22 protein-coding genes are annotated in these 21739 nt (G+C 63.1%); 12 read left to right on the top strand and 10 right to left on the bottom strand.

Features of this window, described 5'->3' with window-relative positions:
- Positions 1–123: 123 nt before the first annotated feature.
- Positions 124–1614: an MFS transporter gene (locus JQ587_RS31580; protein WP_212299287.1), complete on the bottom strand. Its 1491-nt coding sequence runs from the start codon at positions 1612–1614 to the stop codon at positions 124–126.
- Positions 1615–1986: 372 nt separating this feature from the next.
- Between JQ587_RS31580 and guaB the strand changes: the two genes are divergently transcribed.
- Positions 1987–3480 carry an IMP dehydrogenase gene (gene guaB / locus JQ587_RS31585; RefSeq protein ID WP_212299288.1) on the top strand — a complete coding sequence of 498 codons (1494 nt, stop codon included), beginning with the start codon at positions 1987–1989 and terminating at the stop codon, positions 3478–3480.
- 111 nt (positions 3481–3591) lie between these two features.
- Here guaB and JQ587_RS31590 read toward each other — a convergent pair whose 3' ends face one another.
- Positions 3592–5721 carry a methyl-accepting chemotaxis protein gene (locus tag JQ587_RS31590; protein WP_349629545.1) on the bottom strand — a complete coding sequence of 710 codons (2130 nt, stop codon included), beginning with the start codon at positions 5719–5721 and terminating at the stop codon, positions 3592–3594.
- A 135-nt stretch (positions 5722–5856) separates the two neighbouring features.
- Between JQ587_RS31590 and curA the strand changes: the two genes are divergently transcribed.
- Entirely contained in the window at positions 5857–6879 is a 1023-nt protein-coding gene (curA, locus tag JQ587_RS31595) for an NADPH-dependent curcumin/dihydrocurcumin reductase (protein ID WP_212427939.1), read from the top strand.
- Between the two features lie 194 nt (positions 6880–7073).
- Positions 7074–7373, top strand: coding sequence for a hypothetical protein (locus JQ587_RS31600; protein WP_212299290.1), 300 nt, complete (start codon positions 7074–7076; stop codon positions 7371–7373).
- 6 nt (positions 7374–7379) lie between these two features.
- On the opposite strand, the gene JQ587_RS31605 is transcribed toward JQ587_RS31600, so the two are convergent.
- The 3 genes from JQ587_RS31605 to JQ587_RS31615 form a co-directional block, all read right to left on the bottom strand.
- Positions 7380–8222 carry a metallophosphoesterase family protein gene (locus JQ587_RS31605; RefSeq protein ID WP_212299291.1) on the bottom strand — a complete coding sequence of 281 codons (843 nt, stop codon included), beginning with the start codon at positions 8220–8222 and terminating at the stop codon, positions 7380–7382.
- 68 nt (positions 8223–8290) lie between these two features.
- The gene (locus JQ587_RS31610; protein WP_212299292.1) at positions 8291–8908 is read right to left on the bottom strand and encodes an acriflavin resistance protein; all 618 of its coding nucleotides are present in this window, start codon (positions 8906–8908) and stop codon (positions 8291–8293) included.
- Between the two features lie 187 nt (positions 8909–9095).
- On the bottom strand, positions 9096–10091 hold the full coding sequence (locus JQ587_RS31615; RefSeq protein WP_212299293.1) for a radical SAM protein: 996 nt from the start codon (positions 10089–10091) through the stop codon (positions 9096–9098).
- Between the two features lie 129 nt (positions 10092–10220).
- On the opposite strand from JQ587_RS31615, the gene JQ587_RS31620 reads away from it, so the two are divergent.
- The 3 genes from JQ587_RS31620 to JQ587_RS31630 are packed head-to-tail and all read left to right on the top strand — an operon-like array spanning position 10221 to position 12693.
- The gene (locus JQ587_RS31620) at positions 10221–10886 is read left to right on the top strand and encodes an NUDIX hydrolase (protein ID WP_212299294.1); all 666 of its coding nucleotides are present in this window, start codon (positions 10221–10223) and stop codon (positions 10884–10886) included.
- Between the two features lie 47 nt (positions 10887–10933).
- Complete coding sequence (locus JQ587_RS31625) at positions 10934–11356, top strand: MAPEG family protein (protein ID WP_212299295.1); 423 nt, start codon at positions 10934–10936, stop codon at positions 11354–11356.
- Positions 11357–11391: 35 nt separating this feature from the next.
- Positions 11392–12693, top strand: a complete 1302-nt coding sequence (locus JQ587_RS31630; RefSeq protein ID WP_212427940.1) for an RsmB/NOP family class I SAM-dependent RNA methyltransferase — start codon at positions 11392–11394, stop codon at positions 12691–12693.
- 155 nt (positions 12694–12848) lie between these two features.
- Here the strand turns inward: JQ587_RS31630 and JQ587_RS31635 are convergent, their stop codons facing one another.
- From JQ587_RS31635 to JQ587_RS31645, 3 genes are all read right to left on the bottom strand, one after another.
- Positions 12849–13058, bottom strand: coding sequence for a cold-shock protein (locus tag JQ587_RS31635; RefSeq protein WP_027532363.1), 210 nt, complete (start codon positions 13056–13058; stop codon positions 12849–12851).
- 264 nt (positions 13059–13322) lie between these two features.
- Entirely contained in the window at positions 13323–13655 is a 333-nt protein-coding gene (locus JQ587_RS31640) for a DHCW motif cupin fold protein (RefSeq protein WP_212427941.1), read from the bottom strand.
- Between the two features lie 158 nt (positions 13656–13813).
- A complete protein-coding gene (locus JQ587_RS31645) occupies positions 13814–14185 on the bottom strand; it encodes a nuclear transport factor 2 family protein (RefSeq protein WP_212427942.1) in 372 nt (123 codons plus the stop codon).
- 150 nt (positions 14186–14335) lie between these two features.
- Between JQ587_RS31645 and guaA the strand changes: the two genes are divergently transcribed.
- The 5 genes from guaA to JQ587_RS31670 all read left to right on the top strand — a co-directional run bounded on the left by guaA (position 14336) and on the right by JQ587_RS31670 (position 19998).
- On the top strand, positions 14336–15934 hold the full coding sequence (gene guaA / locus JQ587_RS31650; RefSeq protein WP_212427943.1) for a glutamine-hydrolyzing GMP synthase: 1599 nt from the start codon (positions 14336–14338) through the stop codon (positions 15932–15934).
- Positions 15935–16210: 276 nt separating this feature from the next.
- Positions 16211–16990: a DUF5131 family protein gene (locus tag JQ587_RS31655; RefSeq protein WP_212427944.1), complete on the top strand. Its 780-nt coding sequence runs from the start codon at positions 16211–16213 to the stop codon at positions 16988–16990.
- A 165-nt stretch (positions 16991–17155) separates the two neighbouring features.
- A complete protein-coding gene (locus JQ587_RS31660; protein ID WP_212427945.1) occupies positions 17156–18415 on the top strand; it encodes a three-Cys-motif partner protein TcmP in 1260 nt (419 codons plus the stop codon).
- Positions 18416–18546: 131 nt separating this feature from the next.
- Positions 18547–19029, top strand: a complete 483-nt coding sequence (locus JQ587_RS31665; RefSeq protein WP_212427946.1) for an acyl-CoA synthetase family protein — start codon at positions 18547–18549, stop codon at positions 19027–19029.
- A gap of 87 nt (positions 19030–19116) precedes the next feature.
- A complete protein-coding gene (locus tag JQ587_RS31670; RefSeq protein WP_212427947.1) occupies positions 19117–19998 on the top strand; it encodes an AraC family transcriptional regulator in 882 nt (293 codons plus the stop codon).
- 75 nt (positions 19999–20073) lie between these two features.
- Here the strand turns inward: JQ587_RS31670 and JQ587_RS31675 are convergent, their stop codons facing one another.
- Positions 20074–20571, bottom strand: a complete 498-nt coding sequence (locus JQ587_RS31675) for a peptide deformylase (protein ID WP_212427948.1) — start codon at positions 20569–20571, stop codon at positions 20074–20076.
- Between the two features lie 10 nt (positions 20572–20581).
- Positions 20582–21058 carry an Lrp/AsnC family transcriptional regulator gene (locus JQ587_RS31680; protein ID WP_212427949.1) on the bottom strand — a complete coding sequence of 159 codons (477 nt, stop codon included), beginning with the start codon at positions 21056–21058 and terminating at the stop codon, positions 20582–20584.
- A gap of 110 nt (positions 21059–21168) precedes the next feature.
- Between JQ587_RS31680 and JQ587_RS31685 the strand changes: the two genes are divergently transcribed.
- Positions 21169–21702: an RBBP9/YdeN family alpha/beta hydrolase gene (locus JQ587_RS31685; protein ID WP_212428016.1), complete on the top strand. Its 534-nt coding sequence runs from the start codon at positions 21169–21171 to the stop codon at positions 21700–21702.
- Positions 21703–21739: the final 37 nt, after the last annotated feature.

Raw genomic sequence — 21739 nt, forward strand, 5'->3', positions numbered from 1 at the left:
AGGAATCACACAAAGTGCCGATTCGGGAATCCCCCAAGGCAACTTCCTGCCAAGAAAGATGTGTGCATGCCCTAGGGTGAAGGCCGGGACGACGCCGAGTATGTTGCGCCGTTTGCGGAAAATTCACCCCAGCCGCTGATCGCGCATGTCCTGGGTATCTTCCGTCGCGACCTTGACGGCGGCGCTGGCGGCGCTTTTTGCGGCACCCTTGCGGCTCGCGATCTCCACCGCCTTGCGACCGGAGATCTCGTGGCCGGCATCGCTCGGCATCTGCCAGAAGAACCAGCTCGATGCCGCCGAGGTCAACGCCACCACGACGAAGGCGGGCGCGAACACGGTGGCGTTGATCTCGCTGACATGGCCGAACCACATCGTCGTCTCGACGCAAGCTGCGCCGACCGCGACGCCGGCGGAGATCGCGAGTTGCTGGTTGACGCTGACAAGCGTGGTGGCGCGGCTCATCTGGGCGCTCTCGACGTCGGCATAGGCCACCGTGTTGATCGCGGTGAACTCGAGCGAGCGGAAGAAGCCGCCGACGACCAGGATCACCAGGATGATGAGCAGCGGCGTCGTCACCGTGAACAGCGCGCACACGCCGAGGAAAAATGCAGAGACGATCGCGTTCACCGTCATCAGATTGCGGAAGCCGAAGGTGCGGATGATCCGCGCGGCCAGCGTCTTCATGCCCATCGCGCCGAGCGAGGAGCCGAAGGTGACCAGCCCGGAATGAAACGGTGACAGGCCGAAGCCGATCTGCATCAGCAGCGGCAGCAGGAAGGGCAGGGCGCCAATACCGAGCCGGAACAGGAATCCGCCCAACACGGCCGCGCGCAGCGTCGGCAGGTTGAGCAGCGAAAAGTCCAGCACCGGCGATCCCGTCCGCCGGGCATGAATGACGTAGAGCGTCATCGAGATCGCGCCGCCCGCAACCAGGGCTGCGACCGTGCTCCAGGGCAGCAGATTGAGGCCGGCCACGGAGAGACCGAACGCGATGCCGGCAAGGCCGAGCCCTGCGAGCACCATGCCGTAGAGATCGAACTTTTCCTGCGTCTCGCTCTTGATGGGATCGATGAACCGCAGCGCCATGAAGATGCCGAGCAGGCCGATCGGAATGTTGATCAGGAAGATCCAGTGCCACGACGCGTAGGTGGTGATGAAGCCGCCGAGCGGCGGGCCGATCACCGGACCGATCAGGGCAGGGACCGTCACCCAGGCCATTGCATTGACCAGAGCGCTCTTGTCGACCGAGCGGAGCAGCACGAGGCGCCCGACCGGCGTCATCATCGCGCCGCCCATGCCCTGGAGGATTCGCGCGAATACGAAGTTGGTGACCGAGGTCGAGAGCGCGCAGCCGACCGATCCGACCATGAACACGCCGACGGCGATCGCGAACACCATGCGCGCGCCGAACCTGTCAGCGGTCCAGCCGCTCGCCGGGATGAACACCGCGAGCGACAAGAGGTAGGAGGTGATCGCGAGCTTCAGCGTCAGCGGACTGGTGCCGATGTCGGCCGCGATCGCCGGCAGCGAGGTGGCGATCACCGTCGAGTCCATGTTCTCCATGAAGAGAGCGGTGGCCACGATCAGCGGGATGATGCGTTGCTTGTCGACCATGACGGTTTGGTAATGGAAACGGGGCCGAAGGGCGAGAATTGCGGCTTATCACCGCCGCTGGCGCCGGACCATTGTGGATCGGCGCATAGCACCTAAATCCTGTGCTCGCTCCTTCGTCATTTTCGGTCCCGCGGGTGTGTCGCGTCCCCGGGAATGACGGGGCCCGCCCGGCTATCCCGGCTGAATTTGCTTAAAAAGCCTGTGCATGGCTGGCCAGCGGTCCGATTTGCTTTGATTCGTCGCGCGGCCGTGCTATCGACCCGCGTCAACCCCACCGATGGGCTCCGATTCTCAAGGCGATGCCGCAAGGTACGCCGAGGGCGGCGCTCATCCATAGCTATTTGCGGCAGGGCCGCAGGAAGGAGTTGGCAAATGGCCACGGTGCAACTTCAAGGCATTCGCGAAGCCTTTACGTTCGACGACGTGCTGTTGAAGCCGGGCCTCTCGGACGTCATGCCGGGCGAGGTCGACATCCGTTCCCGCGTCACCCGCGCCATCCCGCTCAACATCCCGATCATGGCCTCGGCCATGGATACCGTCACCGAGGCCCGCATGGCGATCGCCATGGCGCAGGCCGGCGGCCTCGGCGTGATCCACCGCAATTTCGATCCCGAAGGGCAGGCCGCCCAGGTGCGGCAGGTCAAGCGGTACGAGTCGGGCATGGTGGTGAACCCGCTCACCATCAGCCCCGAGGCATCGCTCGACGACGCGCTCAAGCTGATGAGCGATCACGGCATCTCCGGCATTCCCGTCGTCACCGGTGCCGGCAAGTCCACGCCGGGCAAGCTGGTCGGCATCCTCACCAACCGCGACGTGCGTTTTGCCACCGACCGCCGGCAAAAAGTCTCCGAGTTGATGACGCATGAAGGCCTCGTCACGGTGCGCGAGAATGTCAGCCAGGACGAAGCGCGGCGCATGCTGCACCAGCATCGCATCGAGAAGCTGCTCGTCGTCGACGAGCAGTATCGCTGCGTCGGCCTGATCACGGTCAAGGACATGGAGAAGGCGGTCGCCCATCCGCTGGCCTGCAAGGACGCGCAGGGCCGCCTGCGCGTCGCCGCCGCCACCACGGTCGGCGACACCGGCTTCGAGCGCACTGAGCGCCTCATCGATGCCGGTGTCGACCTCGTCGTCGTCGATACCGCGCACGGCCATTCGCGCCACGTGCTGCATGCGGTCAATCGCATCAAGCGCCTGTCCAACTCGGTGCAGGTCGTTGCCGGCAACATCGCAACCTCGGACGGCGCACAGGCGCTGATCGATGCGGGCGCGGACTGCATCAAGGTCGGCATCGGCCCAGGCTCGATCTGCACCACGCGCATCGTGGCCGGCGTCGGCGTGCCCCAGCTCACCGCGATCATGGATGCGGTGGAAGCGGCGAAGAAATCCGACATTCCCGTCATCGCCGACGGCGGCATCAAGTTCTCGGGCGACCTTGCCAAGGCGCTCGCTGCCGGTGCCGACATTGCGATGGTCGGCTCGCTGCTCGCCGGCACCGACGAGACGCCGGGCGAAGTGTTTTTGTGGCAGGGCCGTTCCTACAAGGCCTATCGCGGCATGGGCTCGGTCGGCGCGATGGCGCGGGGCTCGGCCGACCGCTACTTCCAGCAGGACATCAAGGATTCGCTCAAGCTCGTGCCTGAAGGCATCGAGGGCCAGGTGCCCTACAAGGGCCCGGTCGGCAACGTCATGCACCAGCTCGCCGGCGGCTTGCGCGCCGCGATGGGCTATGTCGGTGCAAAGGACATGAAGGAGCTGCACGAGAAGGCGCAGTTTGTCCGCATCACCGGCGCGGGCCTGCGCGAAAGCCACGTCCACGACGTGACCATCACGCGCGAGAGCCCGAACTATCCCGGTGGCGGCTAAAGCATGATCCGGAAAGGTGCGAAGCGGTTTCCGGAAAGATCATGCGTCTAAACGAACCTAAATCGCGATGACCATTCCTCCAAATCTCATCGCGATTTAGTTTCGCGCGGTTCAAGCCGCGCGCACGGCCTCGAGAAATTTCCCGACCTCGAGCTTGAGGCGGCCCGAATCCGAGGCCAGCAATTGGGCGGCGGTCAGTACCTGGGACGAGGCCGAGCCGGTCTCGCTGGCGCCCTGCTGGACGTCGTTGATGTTGGCGGAGACCTGCTGGGTGCCGTGCGCCGCCTGCTGCACGTTTCGCGCGATTTCCTGCGTCGCTGCGCCCTGTTCCTCGACGGCCGCCGCAATCGTCGAGGAGATTTCCGACAGTCGCTCGATCGTCTCGCTGATCGCCTTGATGGCGCCGACGGATTCCTGCGTCGCCGCCTGGACGCTTCCGATCTGCTGATGGATTTCCTCGGTCGCCTTGGCGGTCTGCTGCGCCAGCGCCTTCACCTCCGAGGCGACCACTGCGAAGCCGCGGCCGGCATCGCCGGCGCGTGCGGCCTCGATGGTCGCGTTCAGCGCCAAAAGGTTGGTCTGGCCCGCGATCGAGTTGATGAGCTCGATGACGTCGCCGATCCGGCTTGCGGCCTGTGACAGTTCGCCGACGCGGTCATTGGTGCGGCGGGCCTGCTCGACGGCGTCGCCGGCCACGCGCGCGGATTCCTGGACCTGCCGGCTGATCTCGTTGACCGACGATGTGAGCTCTTCGGTCGCGGAGGCGACCGACTGCACATTGGCGGATGCCTCCTCGGACGCCGCCGCGACGGCCGTCGTCAGCGTCTGCGAACGATCCGCATTGGTGTTCAAGGTACCGGCCGAACCTTCAAGCTCGGTCGCTGCCGACGACACCGTGCTGACGATCTCGCCGATCACGGTCTCGAAATCGCGCGTGATGATGTTGACGCGGCGGCCGCGCTCGATTTGCGCTTCGGCGTTACGTGCGGAATCTTCGTCGGCGAGCTTCTTTGCGACCAGCGCGTCCTTGAAGATCTGCAGCGCGCCAGCCATGGTGCCGATCTCGTCCTTGCGATGCCCGTCGGGGATTGCAACGGCGAGTTCGCCATCGGCAAGCCGCAGCGTCGCGCCGGTCAGCCGCACCAGCGGACCGATCACCTGGCGCATCACGGCGATGACGACGGCGACCGAGGCGATCAGCACGACCAGCAGGGCCCCCAGAGCCCAGATCAGCCGTGTCTGCGCCTGTGCGATCGCCGCGTCGTTGGCGTCGTGGGCAAAGGTCAAGGCGGCGTCGCGCAGACCGAGCACGCTGTTCAGGACGGGAGCGAGCCAGCGGGGCCATTCGGCCTCACCGATCGGGCTGGGACGACTTTCCCGGGCGGCCGCGACCATTTCTTGAAACCGCGGCTCGCCTTCGGTCATCAGTTTCGCACGCACCTGGTTGGTGACGTTGGCGAGCGCCGGCGCATCGCCGGCGTTGTGGACACCCTGCTCGATCTGGGTCCAGATCAGCGCGACCTGACCGGTCAATTCAGTCACCTCGACGCGCTGGGCTGGCGACAAGGGTTGGTTGCGAGCGAAAAGGCCGAGCACGGCGGCACGCGCGCCATTGATGGTGCGCATGCTCTGCGCGCTCTGCGCCAGCGTCGCCGACGGCAGGAGGTTCTCGATGTCGCTGCCGGTGCGCGAGAGGTTGATCAAGGCTTCGCTCGTCGCCGCCGTGAGGGCATCGACGGAGCGCGCCAGACCGTCCACGATCGCCGTCTGGCTGTCGGCGGGGCGTTGCGACTTCGGCAGGACCGCGGCCTGGCGGCCGGCGCTGCGGGTCTTTTGCAACGTCTGCTCGGCGGCTTCGATCGACCGCGTCGGCAGCTCTGCCGCGCGAGTGGCCGCCTTGGCGGCGTTGATGGCGGCGTCGGTGTTGGCGATGGTCTTGTCGAGAGCCGACAGCTTCTCGGGCGTGGCCGGCTCGGCCGGGGTCGCGACGGCGTACCAGGCGGTGCGTTCGACCGGAATGAGACTGTTGGCCTTCATCACCAGCTCGAAGGCGGTGAGCGAGCGCGCGGCGGCTTCCCGCTTGCGCAGATCACCCCATCCGCCCCAGGCGACCGCTCCGGCGAAGGCGACAGCGAGCAGGCTTGTGATCAGATTTCCGGCCAGGACGCGCCAGCGCAGGCTGAGACCGCCCTTCGCGCCGATCTTGGAGGAGGGAGCAGATGGCGGGGCAAGCTCTGGCACGAAAGGACTCTTCGATCATGGGAGGTCCTTACAATTTTAGATCGCAATCGCGACCAAAGCCTTAATCGACTGGGGGTTTGCTTCATCACGCCGCTCCTCCTAAATCATGCCGACAACCAATCCGGAGGAACCATCATGGCCCAAGCAAAACGCATCGTTCTCGCCGCACGTCCCGTCGGCGAGCCTAAATCGTCCGATTTTCGTCTGGAGGAATTCGCTGTGCCAACGCCGGGCGCAGGCGAGATTCTGCTGCGCACGGTCTGGCTGTCGCTCGATCCTTATATGCGCGGGCGCATGAGCGAGGGGCCGTCCTATGCCGCGCCGGTGCCGGTCGGCGGCGTGATGGAGGGCGAGGCCGTGAGCGAGGTCGCGGCCTCCAACAATCCTGATTTCGCGGTCGGCGACATCGTGCGAATTCGTTCGGGCTGGCAGACGCATGCGGTCTCGAACGGCAAGGGCCTGATCAAGGTCGACCCCAAGCTCGGCCCGATCTCGACTTCGATCGGCGTGCTCGGCATGCCCGGTATGACCGCCTACACAGGCCTGCTCGACATCGGCAAGCCACAGGAAGGCGAGACGGTCGTCGTTGCCGGTGCCTCCGGCGCGGTCGGCTCGGCGGTCGGCCAGATCGCCAAGATCAAGGGTGCACGTGCGGTCGGCATCGCCGGCGGCAAGGACAAGTGCGATTACGTCGTGAAGGAACTCGGCTTCGATGCCTGCATCGACCATCGCGATCCCGATCTCGCGGCGAAGCTGAAGGACGCTTGCCCGAAAGGCATCGACGTCTATTTCGAGAATGTCGGCGGCGCCGTGTTCGAGGCGGTCTTCCCGCTGCTCAATCCATTCGCGCGTGTGCCGGTCTGCGGCCTGATCGCGCATTACAACGACACCGAGGCCAAGCCGCCGAAATGGGCCGCTTCGATGATGCGCGCGACGCTGACCAAGCGGCTGACCTTCCGCGGCTTCATCGTCTCCGATTTCGCCTCGCGCCATGGCGACTTCCTGCGCGACATGTCGGGATGGGTCCGCGACGGCAAGGTGAAGTACAAGGAGTTCGTCACTGAGGGCCTGGAGAGCGCCCCGGGCGCCTTCATCGGGCTCTTGAAGGGGGCCAATTTCGGCAAGCAGCTGGTCCGGGTCGGGCCGGATAAGGCGTAGCTGCCAGGCTTGGCGCGCCGCCCGCAAGCCTCGCGCGCCTTCGCGTTGCACCGACGCCACACCCCGGGGCGTCGGTGGTTAACAAAGAGTTACCGATTCGCCACACTTGCCCGCAAAAGGCGCAAGGTGTGACCGAGGGTTCATTGACGCCCGGTCGAAGGCATTGAATCATCGCGCATATTTAGGGTGTTGCGATGTTAGAGATCGGTATTTTCTGCGTAATCCTTCTGGCTGCCGGCTATTGGATGGCCATGTATGTCATGGGCCGCCATGACGACGTCATCCACGGCAAGTTCGTGCACAGCGAGGAGCAGGGCGAGTTTGCAGCCCTCGCCATGCCGACGCCTCCGCCACGTTTTCCCAAGCGCCCGGTCAAGATGGTCGGGCCCGCCACGGTCGTTCCCGCCGCTGGTCCCGCCGCGAAGCCCGTGACCAGCGAAGCACTGCGGTCGTTGCTGGCTGCGATCCAGCAGGATCTCAAGAGCGTCGCCTGAGCGGAGCTAGTGCTCACCGCCCATCTGGGCGAACAGCTCTTCGATGTCGACATCGACCTGACCCGCGGCACGGATGTGACGGACTTCAAAGCGGTCGGGGGCGAAGCGATACTCGACCAGCCCGACTTCCTTGATCGCGATCCGGTCCTGGCGCGCATCGTTGATCTTGAAGCCGACCGAGGGCGCCCAGACGTGCCGCGTGTGGTGAAACGTGAAGTCGCGGCGTTGATGCACGTGACCGCTGGCGATCAGGCGGAGATCGACACGTCCGAACATTTCGATCAGCCGCGCACGCGCCGGCTGTGGCACGTAGCGGATCGAGGTCTCCGGCGTCTCGGGATCATCGGGCAGGTTGAGAAACAGCGGCTTGTGAATGAACAGCGCGACCGGCTTGCCGTTCACGCGCGCGATCTTCGAGGCGAGCCAGTCAAATTGCTCGGCTTCGAAGGCGAGCCCTGAATTCATCACCAGCGAGTTGAGGCCGATGAAGCGCCAGCCGGCGGCCTCGAACGACCAATGGTCGTCGCCGATGATGTCGCGGAATTGCTGGCGGTGGGCTTCAGTGATCGGCGGCTTCGGTGCAGGTCCGATCGCGGTGGGATTGTCGCCGATGTCGTGATTGCCGGGGATGTAACGACACGCGACGGGCAAGGCATCGTGCAGGCTCTTGGCGAACGCGACGTCGTCGCGGCTGGTCGGCCCGTCGAAGGAGACGTCACCGCTGTTGATGACGAGGTCCGGCCTGTCAGCGTCGATGTGCTCACCGACGCGATGAAAGTTCGCGATCAGGCCGGGAAAGCGCCGGCCGAGATGCGTGTCCGAAATCTGGGTGAGGCGAAATTCTGACATGCGCGAAGTATCGTCCGGCCAAACGTCGGAACGATGACGCGCGCGCAAAATCGGCGATGAAACAAAGTTTAAAGCACGCGATAGCGGATGGTGTAGGCGTCCTGCGGCGCGAGGTTGCCTGTCAGCGGCGAGGCGATGCGGTCGGCGAGATGCCAGGGGCCGAACTGCTCGGTGCGATGCGGCTCGGCGGGCAGGCGCAGGCGAAACTCGAACATGCCCTTGCCGGGCAGGTTCACGACCAGCACACGGTCGGCGGTGCGATGGTTGAGCGCGACCGCGCCGCGCAGCAGCGCCCGTCCGTCGGCGAGGTCGCTGACGCCGTCGACCAAAGCGAGCGTCTGATTGCGGTCGGTATGCAGCTCGATCTGGGTATCGGCGGACACCGTCGCCAGCGTCTCGCGCGGCATGCGGATCTCGAACTCGACCGCGGGCTTGGACGGGTTGAGGCCGAGATAGGCGAGCGCGGCGTGGCGCATGTCGTAGGCGGCAAAGGCGAACAGGGCGATGGCGGCGAGCGTCGCCAGGCCATGCCTGACGATGTCGCGCCAGGTCCGGTAGCCCAGGCGGAAATACACCGTCATCGCCAGCGCGACCGCCAGCGCCGCCGCGATGCCTGAGAGCGCCGATAGCCAGATGCCGAGCTGGCCGTCCGCGGATTCGGTCCAAAGGCTGGACAGGGTGTTCATGGCGGCGTCTCGCCTTGCGATCAAACGGGTCGAAATCGCTTTGATGATTGGTGGTTGGTCGCAAGATCGGGAACGCTGGTTCAAGTCGCTCGCGGATGATTGCAGTCGCCGCAAACAATGGCGCCGACGGCAATTGCGGTGACTGTTCAAGCGTGTTGGCCGGGATCCTGCGGCGCCTTCTGAAGCGCTATTCTGCGGCCATCAGGACCGGCGCCTCGCGGCGTGAGAACTTGCCGCAGACCTGCGTGCTCAGGCAGTCGTCGCACTGCCGGGAGCGTGCGGCCTGCTGCAACAGGCGGAAGCGGGCGGGCAGGGTGGCGAGATCGGCGGCGCTTTGCAGGCTGCCGATGTCGATGCCGTAGTCCTGCGTCGTGAAGCTGCAGGGCGAGACCTGGCCCTTCTCATCGACGAACAGAAAGCTCTGTCCGGGATCGCAATCGCTGACGGGCATGCGCTGACCTTGCGTGCTGGCCCGGATCCGCGCCAGATATTGCTCGCCGCCGATCAGCATCACGCTGCGTGACGCGAGGTGTTGGCGGATCGCCGGCAGGGCCTGTCCAAGCGCATCGACGTCGGCACCGGTGAGACGGTGCTGCGGATAGAACTCCGGCCGGTCGCGGCCGCCGAGCTGGTTGTAGGTGATCTCGGCGATGCCCCAGTCGGCAAGTTCTTCGCACAGCGCGGCGAACTCGCCGACATTCTGGTGCATCAGCACGACGTTGGCGCGCAGCTTCAGCCTTGAATCGAGCGCACGCGCTTCGGCCGCGAGCTGAGGGACCCAGCGGCGCAGCTTGTCGAAACCGCCGGCCCAGCCGCGCGAGGGATCGTGGAAGGCGGCAAAACCGTCGACGCTGATGGTCAGCTCCTTGTAGCTCTCGCACAGATGCCGGCGCAGCGCCGGGCTGCCAAGCGTCGTGCCGTTGGTGGTCGCGCTGACCTCGAGGCCAAGCCCGCGTACGGCGTGGGTCAGGGCTTGCAAGGGCTGCCAGCGCAGCGGCTCGCCGCCGAGCCAGCTCAGCAGAACGCGGTCGCCGGTTTGCGCCTGGTGTTCGGCCAGCACCGCGGCGAAGCGGAGGATATCGGCGGGCGCAGCCTGGCCGCGCGGAAAGCCGAGACGCTTGTCATAGGCGCAGAATCCGCAGGCGAGGTTGCAACTGTCCACGACACGCCAGACGACGATCATGTTGGCCTCTCTCTTTGCTTCAGTGTCTCAGGCGATGATTGCCATCGCCTTGACGAAAGCCTGGGCCTGGGGGAGATCTATTGCAACTTGTTATTTGCAATTTGCTATTTGAATGGCTAGGATGGACCCATGGCCGCCGAGCTGATCCGCCCCATTCTCACCGTCGACGTCGTGCTGCTGACCCTGCACGACGACCGCATCCATGTCGTGCTCCAGGCGCGGGAAAAGGCCCCGCATGCCGGACGACTTGCGCTGGTCGGCGGCTATGTCCATCCCGAAGAGGACGACTCGACCCACGCCGCAGCGGTGCGCGTGCTGCGCGACAAGGCCGGGCTTTCGATGCGCGTGCTCGAGCAGTTGATGACCTTTTCGGGCGGACAGCGCGATCCGCGCGGCTGGTCGGCGTCGATCGCCTATTACACGCTGCTGCCGCATGAGGATTTTGCCGCCCGGGGCGTGACGTCGCTGAAAATGCTGCCGCTCGCCGAGGCGAAGGGACTTCCGTTCGACCACGACGCCATCGTCGCCGCCGCGATCGAGCGCTGCCGCCGCCGCGCGGCCTATTCGTCGTTGCCGGCCTTTCTGCTGCCGCCGGAATTCACCCTGCCGGAGCTGCGGCGCGCCTATGAGGCCGCGCTCGGCCGCTCGCTCAACGACAGCGCCTTCCGTCGCAAGATCGACGAGCTCAGGCTGATCGAACAGGTGGCCGGTTCCGTCAGCAAGGCGTCCGCGCGGCCGGCGCAATTGTTTCGTTTGGCCAAGTCCGGCGTTGTCGAATTCGACCGCACCGTGTAGCGGTGATCGCCTCGCGCGCCGTTCGCGCCATTTTCGGGAAAGTTCCGATGTCCGTCCAAATGGTCCTGCTGCCAGTCTTCGTGCAGATCGGGCTCACCTTCGCGCTGCTGATCGGCATGGTGTTCGGGCGCCGGAATGCGCTGGTCTCGGGCGAGACCAAGATCCGCGACATTGCGCTGGGCGAGCCGAACTGGCCAAAGGGCGCCACGCAAATCGCCAATTGCTACCGCAACCAGTTCGAGTTGCCGGTGCTGTTCTACGCGCTGATCGCGCTGGCGCTGCCGCTTCGCCACGCCGATCTCTTCATCGTGCTGATGTCCTGGGTGTTCGTGGTGACGCGCTTTGCCCATGCCGGCGTGTTCGTCAGTTCGAACGATCTCGGCCGGCGCTCGTCGGTCTGGCTCGCCGGTGTCCTGGTGCTGCTGGCGATGTGGATCTATTTCGCACTTAAAATCCTGTTGCTGATCTAGGCGCTTGCTCGCCAATCTTGATCTGAAAGATTCAAATGACTCCCGCTGCCCGGCTGTCCGCAGCCATTGAAGTGATCAACACCATCGAGAAGGACCGCGTGCCTGCGGCCAAGGCGCTGAAGGAGTGGGGCACCGCGCACCGCTTTGCCGGCTCCGGCGACCGCGCCGCCATTGCCGGCCTGGTCTGGGACGTGCTGCGCCGCTTTTCCTCCAGCGCGTTCCTGATGGATTCCGATACCGCACGCGCGCGGCTGATCGGCATGCTGCGCCTCGAGCGGAACATGGATAGCGCAACCATGGGCGCCTTGTTCGACGGCAGCCGGTTCGCACCCGAGCCCCTGACCGAGGCCGAGCAGGCGGCGCTCAGCCATCGCTCGCTGAAAGATGCGCCCGCCGCCATCGCGGGCGACTATCCGGACTGGCTGGATTCCCACCTCGCAAAAGTGTTCGGCGAGGACCGCGTCGCCGAGGCGGCGGCGATGGCGAGCCGGGCGCCGCTCGATTTGCGCGTCAACACGCTAAAATCCAATCGCGACAAGGTGCTGAAGGCGCTTGCTCATCTTCATGCGAAACCGACGCCATGGTCGCCAAACGGCCTGCGCATCGAGCTTTCGGCCGATGCGCGCAATCCCGGCATCCAGGCCGAGGAGGATTTCATCAAGGGCGGCGTTGAGGTGCAGGATGAAGGATCGCAGCTTGCGGCGCTCTTCACCGCGGCAAAACCGGGCGAGCAGGTGATCGATCTCTGCGCCGGCGCCGGCGGCAAGACGCTGGCGCTGGCAGCGATGATGCAGGGCAAAGGCCGGCTGATCGCGACCGACAGCGACAAGCGCCAGCTTGTGCCGATCCACGAACGCCTGTCGCGCGCCGGTGTCCACAATGCCGATGTCCGCACGCCCAAGGGCGAGGTCGATCCACTGGCCGATATCCGCGCCACGGCCGATCTCGTCGTCATCGACGCGCCCTGCACGGGAACCGGAACCTGGCGCCGCAATCCCGACGCCAAATGGCGCATGCGGCCGGGTGCCCTGGAGATTCGCCTCAAGGACCAGGCCGAGGTGCTGGAGCGTGCGGTTCCGCTGGTGAAGACGGGCGGCCGCATCGCCTACATCACCTGCTCGGTCCTTGCGGAGGAGAACCACGAGCAGGTGAGGGCGTTCGTCGCCGCGCATCCCGAGTTCGCGGTGGTGCCGCCAGAGCAGACCGCTAGCGTGCTCTGGGACAAGGCCGAGGCGTTCGCAGAAGCTGCACTGCAGTCGCCCGAGGGCTGGCTCATGACCCCGCGCCGCACCGGCACGGATGGGTTCTTCGTGTCAGTTCTGAAGAAAGCGGGCTGAATTCGCTCCGCCGACATTCCGGGGCGCCCGCAGAGCGAGCCCGGAATGACGAGGGGGCAAACAAAAACCCCGCGAACCGGATCCCGGTCGCGGGGTCTTTCGAACTCTACGATCTGCCGGTACGTCCGCGGTCAGATCGCGAATTTCGCGGTCAACTAGCCGGCGCGGAGGTTGTCGGCCGAGGACTTGCCGCTGCGGCGGTCCGCAACGATGTCGAAGGAGACCTTCTGGCCCTCATTGAGGGTGCTCAGACCGGCGCGCTCAACGGCGCTGATGTGAACGAAGACGTCCTTTGCGCCGTCATCCGGCTGGATGAAGCCAAAGCCCTTTTGGTTGTTGAACCACTTCACGGTGCCCATTGCCATAGTCATTTCCTTTCAATTGACGATGCACTCAGGGGGACAAATGCGCATTATCCGCGCCCACGTCCCGATTGGTCGATTTTGGAGAAATACCTGAAACGTGCTCGCCCATTGGAAATGAGACGGAGCGGCCCAGTCGTTCGGCCAAGGATCGATGTTCACAATCTAGCGATTTTTTGGGGCAACTTCAAGGCGGCACGCGCCCACAGCGAGCCCCTCGCATTTTGCTATTTTGCGCTGCACACCGCGCTCGGAATGATAGTTCCGTCAATCCACGATGAAGAGCGTCGCGCCCATCGCGGTCGACGAACGATGCGCGGCATCGCCGAAATCCGAGACCTGATAGCTCATCCCCGGCGTGAGCTTGAACTTGCGTCCGTCGCGCAGCTCGCTGTCGAGCTCCCCCGCGAGCACGTAGAGCACGTGTCCGCGATCGCACCAGTGATCGGCGAGATAGCCCGGCGAATACTCCACCATCCGCACGCGCAACTCGCCGATGTTGAGCGTCCGCCACAGCGCGTGCCCGGTCTCGCCGGGATGCCTGGTGGCTTCGACCTTGCTCCAGTCGGTGACGGTGAAGGGCGAGGTGGGGAGTTTCATCGGGAGGGTCCTGTTTCAGCGCGGGCGGACGCAGTGTTAACGCACGTGTCCGCCCCAGTCTCCGTCATTGCGAGCGCAGCGAAGCAATCCAGCACTGCATCCGCGGAAGGATTCTGGATTGCTTTGCTGCGCTCGCAATGACGGGGAGAGAGCGGCACTCACTGCGGCAAATGATTCGCCGAGCCCTGCACGATCAGCCCCGCGTCGTTCACCCGCAGATATTCGCAGATCTTCTTGCCCCGCTCGTTCTCGTAAAACACCACCACGCTGTCCGGGCTCACGAACACGTCGATCAGCGCAAAGTGCAGCTCCGGCAGCAGGGCGAGCGCCTTGCCCCAGTAAGCCCGCAGCGCGTCCTTGCCGCGCACCGTTCCGCTCGCATCGAATCCCATCATGGGAATGCGGTCCGAGGTCATCACCGTGGCCTCGTCGTAGAGCGTCAGCACGCGCTCGAGGTCGCGCGCGTTCCAGGCCTCGACCCAGGTCCGGCCGAGCGCGGCAAGCGTAGATGGCTGATGATGCTGTGACATGAGCGGTCTCCCTGATTGGCCCCGGTTTGGTGGCTGGGGCAAATTAGGTCAATAATACTTACCTATATGGATTTGTCCATGCCCAAAGAAGCATGTGGGCGCGCAGCGTGCGCGGTTGCGGGCCGGTCGCGCGTCGCGTATTTGCTGGCCATGACAGCAGCACAGAACGACCGCTCCGCGTCGACGCCTTCGGTGGCCTCGGCGCACGACAAGATTCTCATCGTCGACTTCGGCAGCCAGGTGACGCAGCTGATTGCGCGTCGCGTGCGCGAGGACGGCGTCTATTGCGAGATCGTCCCGTTCAACAAGGCCGAACAGGCCTTTTTGGAGATGAAGCCGAAAGCGGTGATTCTCTCCGGCGGCCCGGAGTCGGTGCATGAGGCCGGCTCGCCCCGCGCGCCGCAGCTGATCTTCGCCTCCGGCGTGCCCGTGATGGGCATCTGCTACGGCCAGATGACCATGGCCGCCCAGCTCGGCGGCACCGTCGAGGGCGGCCATCACCGCGAATTCGGCCGCGCCGATGTCGAGGTGAAGGCCGAGAGCAAGCTGTTCGAGGACGTCTGGTCGTCGGGCAGCAAGAACCAGGTCTGGATGAGCCATGGCGACCGCATCACCAAGATGCCGCCGGGCTTCTCCGTCGCCGGCACCTCGCCGAACGCGCCCTTCGCGATCATCCAAGACGAGACGCGCAAATATTACGGCCTGATGTTCCACCCCGAAGTGGTGCACACGCCCGATGGCGCCAAGCTGATCCGCAACTTCGTGCGCAAGATCGCCGGCCTCACCGGCGATTGGACCATGCGCGCCTTCCGCGATGAGGAGATCGCGAAGATCCGCCAGCAGGTCGGCAGTCGCAAGGTGATCTGCGGCCTCTCCGGCGGTGTCGATTCAGCCGTTGCGGCCGTGCTGATCCACGAGGCCATCGGCGACCAGCTCACTTGCGTGTTCGTCGATCACGGCATGCTGCGCCTCGACGAGGCCAAGACGGTGGTCGACCTGTTCCGCCACCACTACAACATCCCGCTCGTGCACGTGGACGCATCGAAGCAATTCCTCGGCGAGCTCGAAGGCGTCACCGACCCGGAAGTGAAGCGCAAGACCATCGGCCGTCTCTTCATCGAGGTGTTCGAGCAGGAAGCCAAGAAGCTCGGCGGCGCCGACTTCCTTGCGCAAGGCACGCTCTATCCCGACGTGATCGAGAGCGTCTCCTTCACCGGCGGCCCCTCAGTCACCATCAAGTCGCACCACAATGTCGGCGGTCTGCCCGAGCGCATGAACATGAAGCTCGTCGAGCCCCTGCGCGAGCTGTTCAAGGACGAGGTGCGCAAGCTCGGCTACGAGCTCGGCCTTCCCGAAATCTTCGTCGGCCGCCACCCGTTCCCGGGTCCCGGCCTCGCCATCCGCTGCCCCGGCGACATCACGAAGGACAAGCTCGACATCCTGCGCAAGGCCGATGCCGTCTACATCGACCAGATCCGCAAGCACGGCCTCTACGACGACATCTGGCAGGCCTTCGCCGTGCTGCTTCCCGTGAAGACCGTCGGCGTCATGGGCGACGGCCGCACCTACGACTACGTCGTGGGCCTGCGCGCCGTCACCTCCACCGACGGCATGACCGCGGACTTCTACCAGTTCGACATGAAATTCCTGGGCGAGACCGCCACGCGCATCATCAACGAGGTGAAGGGCGTGAACCGGGTGGTGTACGACGTGACGAGCAAGCCGCCGGGGACGATTGAGTGGGAGTAGACTCATCGGCCCCCGGCTACAATCGTGGTGCGCCCCGGCCCATCCTCGCGGCAACGACTACGACTTTGCTGCCACCGGCTCGCGTTGAGCCTGAGTAGACGCTTGCATAGAAGCGTCGTCCGGTCCGAGACTGCGCCTGCCATTTCAGTCGAGGCTTGACGTCCGAATGCAATGTTCTTATTTTGTTCTATGCATTCCAACGCGCCATTAACGGTTGAGCTGTTATCGGTTTTCACCAAGGAATCGTTTTGTCGATAACGTAGTGCGGATGCGGCTATGGCCGAGACTCAGATTGAGTGGACGGATGCGACCTGGAATCCTGTTGCAGGTTGCTCGATCATTAGTGCGGGCTGTACTAATTGTTATGCCATGGAAATGGCTCGGCGCCTTCAGGCGATGAATGTGCCGAAATACAAGGGCCTAACGCGACGAAGTGGCAAACGAACGATCTGGAACGGCACTGTTCGCGAGGATGAGGCTGCGCTCGATATTCCTTTGCGTTGGAAGAAGCCGCGGAAGATCTTCGTCAATTCGATGTCTGATCTTTTTCATCAACGAGTGACCGACGCTTTTATTCTAAGGGTCTGGGCGGTGATGCGCTCAACTCCGCATCATCACTATCAAATTTTGACGAAACGCCCGGAGCGAATGAATGAGATTGTGCGCTCAAAGATCGGAGAGGTTTTGCCAAATGTCTGGTTGGGGACTAGCGTTGAGAGCGCTGAGGTGACGGTTCGCATCCGCGACCTGCAGTTGGTGCCTGCGGCCATTCGTTTTGTCTCCTTCGAGCCGCTCATCGGATCGGTCGGGTCCGTAGACCTCAAAGGCATTCAGTGGGCAATCGTTGGAGGTGAGAGCGGTCGGTCCGCGCGTCCTATTCGCGAAGAGTGGATAGACGAGATTTTTGATCAGTGTGCGACGCACCACACTGCGTTTTTCTTCAAGCAGTGGGGAACGTGGGGGAAGGATAATAAGCGCCGATCAAAAAAGGCTAATGGGCGGGTTTACCGCGATCGAGTCTGGGATGATATGCCGACGGCATCACCCAAGATTTAGTCGCGGCGAGAAGCGGGGGCATTCATTGCAAACTACCCGCAATTTGCTATGTGGTGTCGGGTTGTATTAATCTGATTTCAACAATCAAGGATTGCTGGCGCTATGAGTTCTTCGACGAACTCGCGCCCTTGATGGTGAATTGCAAACGACGGAGCATCAGAGCCGATGAGCGGGCAGTACGAGTGGAAGGTTGGTCAACCGCTTCCCATTCTCGGGCCCCACAGCTTCGCCAAGCACGATATCTTTGATCAGTATGTTGGGATCTACATCGAGCGCTTGACGCGTACGCCAAGTCAGACGGTGCTCAATCTTACGATCGTCGATGGCTTCTGTGGAGGAGGTGTGTATCGACGAGGGACAGAGGAGGTCGAGGGCTCGCCTCTTCGCTTGTTGACCGCAATTCAGGCTGCGGAAGGATTGCTAAATGCCGCGCGTACAAAGGGCTTTACTGTCAAGGCAGATTTCTTTTTCATCGACGAGAATCCACACCACGTTGCTTTCCTTAGAGATGTTCTCCAAAAGCGCGGCTACGGTCCGCGCCTAGGCCAAGATATTTTTATCCGCGAGTCTAGTTTTGAAGACGCATGCCCCGACGTAGTTGCTCACATTCAGCGGAAGGGGACGGCGCATCGTTCGCTGTTCTTCTTGGATCAATATGGTTGGAGTGACGTGCGATTAGAGACGATACGCCTAATTCTGAGTGCTTTAAAGAATCCCGAAATCCTTCTTACATTTGCAGTCGATGCGTTGATCGATTTTCTTTCCGTAAGAACGGCTGAGACGAAAGCCCTCTTAAATATCGAACTTAATCGTGAGGACGTGCGGGACTTATTGAATCTCCGAGGCGGCGAAGGATGGCGTTACCTGATTCAAAATGGACTTTACCGCCATATCCAAGGCCGAACCGGCTCTCGATTTTACACCCCGTTTTTTATTCATTCTGTGGAAGCGCACCGATCGTATTGGTTGTTGCATTTGTCCAATCATCGCCAAGCTCGCGACGAAATGGGGAAGCTTCATTGGAAGCTAAATAATCATTTTCAGCATCATGGTGGCGCTGGCTTTCATGCTTTGGGTTTCGATCCGTCGAAAGATCTGCGCCAAGAGTTGTTGACGTTCATGTTCGATGATGGCGCCATGAAGCGCTCAGAGGCCGCAGTTCTTGAACAGATTCCTCGCATGATCCATGGAGCGAACCGTGATGGCGCAGGGCTTCTTGTGGAGCAGCTCTTTGCGGGCAACTGCAATGATACGCCGGTCACCTCGGAAATTCTTGCGCGCCAGTTGGTGCTTCTCCGAGACGAAGGTGAGCTTCTGATTGTTGCGCCGGATGGTTCAAAGAAGCCAAGAACGAAGAGCGTTGATTGGGAGGATCGATTGATCTTGCCGTCCGAGAGGTTGCTTTTTAGTCGTTTAGGCTGGTGATTAGCTGAGCCCCTATAGGACGGATGGAGCGAAGCGAAACCCATCGTGTTTGGATTGATGGGTATCGCTTCGCTCCACCCACTCTACGAGTTCTGGCAAGCAGGCAATGTCGATTGTAGCGGAGGGGTCGCATGGGTGAGGACGACAAGAAGGAATTCGTTGAGCGGGTACGGCGGCACTTTCAGGAGATCACGCCTCAACTGAATAGAGAAATGGCGATGATCGCAGAATTGTCATGGGAAGAGGAGACGAGCTTCCTGCTGATTGAATACGACGCGTCACAGTTTAGTGAAGAATTTTTTGTGGCGATGTGGGAGATGGATGCCGATGGCGAACCTGTCGACCGGGAGGGGCACTGGTTTCTCAAGGGCCGGACGGTCGTCGTTCCCTCCGAAATTTACGATGATGAGAAATACGAGGTGATTGAACCGGGGGAAACGGCTTCAGAGCTTCTGGAGCAATGGTTCGCCCAAGCGTGGCGTGCCCATGGACCTAAGGCACCTCCGGCGTACATCGGCCACCACGACGACTATTTCAAGACCGATCTGGCCACCAGCGGCCAGGTGAACTGGGACAGCATCCTGGCGCGAGCAAAGGCTGGGCTCGCCTCATAGTCTCGACGACAATGTCCCAAACCGCAAGATCGGTCGAGCGCACCACCGCCATCCCGGCCTAACTCAAGCCGCCACGGAGGAGGGACGATGACGGCGGCACTGCAAAACTATCAGACCCGGATGCGGCGGGTGCTGGACCATATCGACCGGCATCTCGACGCGGATCTGGATCTGGACAGCTTGAGCGCTGTCGCAGCGTTCTCGAAATTCCATTTCCACCGGCAGTTCATGGCGACCTTCGGGCTATCAGTGCATCGCTATGTCCAGCTGGCGCGCATGAAGCGCGCGTCGCATCAGCTGGCCTATAACGACGCCCTTGATGTCACCGACATCGCGATGGATGCCGGCTACGACGCACCGGACGCCTTCGCCCGCGCCTTTCGGCAACGGTTCGGGCAATCGCCGTCGTCATTCCGGAAATCGCCGGATTGGGAGCCGTGGCTTGCGGCCTTCGGGCCTCTCGACAATGCGAGGAGCAAGCTCATGCAGACAAGCTTTACCAGTGACGACGTGACGATCCGCGATGTGGCCCCCACGCGGGTGGCGATCATGGAGCATCGGGGGAGCCCCGAGACGCTCGGTGATACGATCCGGCGGTTTATCGCTTGGCGCAAGGCCGCCGGCCTGCACCCCAGGACAAGTCCGACCTTCAATGTCTGGCATTCCGAGGGTCGGCCTGCGCAGCAGGACGAATATTACATCGACCTTTGCGTCGGCACCGACCAGCCGATCGAGGCGAATGGCGAAGCGATCAAGGCCGGCGAGATCCCCGGCGGACGCTGCGCGGTGCTGCGCGTCGTCGGTTTCACCGACAATCTGGAGCCCGCCGCGCTCTATCTCTATCGCGACTGGCTTCCGGCCAGCGGCGAGGAAGCACGCGACTTCCCGATCTATTGCCAGCGGCTGAGCCTGTTTCCGGAAGTGCCGGAACATGAGGCTGTCGCGGAGGTCTTCCTGCCGCTGAAGTAGTGCGCGGCCGTAGGGCGGATTAGCCCGCGGCTGCGCGAAGCGCAGTCCGCCGGCTAATCCGCCCTACGGAGCCGATCACTCCCGCGCCATCTTCTCGAACTTCTTCACCAGCCGATCCCGCTTCAGCCGCGACAGCCGCTGGATCCAGAACATGCCGTCGAGCTGATCGATCTCGTGCTGATGGCAGACGGCGCGCAGGCCGTCGGACTTCTCGGTCTGCAAATTGCCGTCGAGATCGTGGTAGCTGATCCGCACGCGGGCGTGGCGCTGCACCTCGTCGGTAACGCCGGGCATCGAGACGCTGCCTTCCTTGTGGAGGATCATCTCGGGCGAGGCCCATTCGATTTGCGGATTGACGTAGGTCTGTGCGCCCACTTTGGGATCGAGTTCGAGCACGACCACGCGCAGGGGCACGCCGATATGCGGCGCCGTGATGCCGATGCCGGGCGCAGCGCGCATCGTCTCCAGCAGATCGGCTGCAAGCTGGCGCAAGCCGTCGTCAAAGGCGGTGACGGGGCGGGCCGGCATTGCGAGCCGGCGGTCGGGATAGCGGACGATGGGACGAATGGGCATGAGTCGCGTGCTAGCTCCTCTGAATCAGTTCTCGCCCGATACGTTTCACGGGTTCGCTCCGCAGCACGATGGCGGTCGTGACCGAACCATATCGGGCAATAGCATCGACGATGCTCTCGAGCTCCGCCGGCGAGGGCACGATCACCTTGAGGTGGAAGCAATCCTCTCCTGTCAGCCTCAGGACTTCGATGATCTCAGGCATCTCCGCAAATTGCTTCAGGCACGCCTTGATGTGTTCATGCGTCGTCCGCAGGCGGATGATCGCCATCATCTTGAGACCGACCGCGGCCGGATCGATGACCGCGCGATAGGCGCTGATGATCCCGCGCTCCTCCAGTCGCTTCAGGCGTTCCGAGGTGGCCGGCTGGGACAGGCCGACCTTTCGCCCCAATTCCGAGACGCTGATGCGGCCATCATCCTGTAGCGTTTCGATGATCGCAACATCGGTCGGATCGAGGACGGGCTGAAAATCCTGGCTTCGCGTCATGGCCTTTGATCTATCGGAATTGTGCTGCTCTTTCCGATGAATGCCAATTCCGTTTGCGCTTGTAAATCGCCATGCTCCGCTGGAACGTAGCGAAACATGAAAGGTCGAGCGTGACGGAATTCATCCATTTGCCGGGCATCGGCAACTCAGGCGAAGCACATTGGCAAAGCCGCTGGGAGCTCGCCGACCCCGCCATTCGCAGGTTCGCTCCGGCGAGTTGGGATCAGCCTGATCTGGCCGATTGGGTCGCGGCGCTGGACCGGGCTGTCCGCGCCGCGAACACGCCGCCCGTGCTCGTGGCCCACAGCCTCGCCTGCCTGCTCGTCGCGCATTGGCAAAAGCAAATGACCGCGCTCGTGAAGGGCGCGCTTCTGGTCGCCGTTCCCGATCCGCGGTCTCCGGCGTTCCCCGCCGAGGCCGCGGCGTTCGCGCCCGTGCCGGAACAGCGATTCCGCTTTCCCTCGATGATCGTGGCCAGCACCAATGACCCCTACGCGTCTCTGTCTTACGTGCAGGCGAGAGCAGGGCAGTGGGGCAGCGACCTCGTCGACATCGGCGCGAAGGGCCACATCAATGGTGCGAGCAATCTCGGCGACTGGCCGGAGGGACGTCGGTTTCTCATGGAATTTCATGCGCGGCTCTAGTTGAAGGCGGTTTGCAGATGCTCCCGCGTGGCGCCCC

This window comes from Bradyrhizobium manausense, from assembly GCF_018130615.1.
GTDB classification, from domain to species: Bacteria; Pseudomonadota; Alphaproteobacteria; order Rhizobiales; family Xanthobacteraceae; genus Bradyrhizobium; species Bradyrhizobium manausense_A.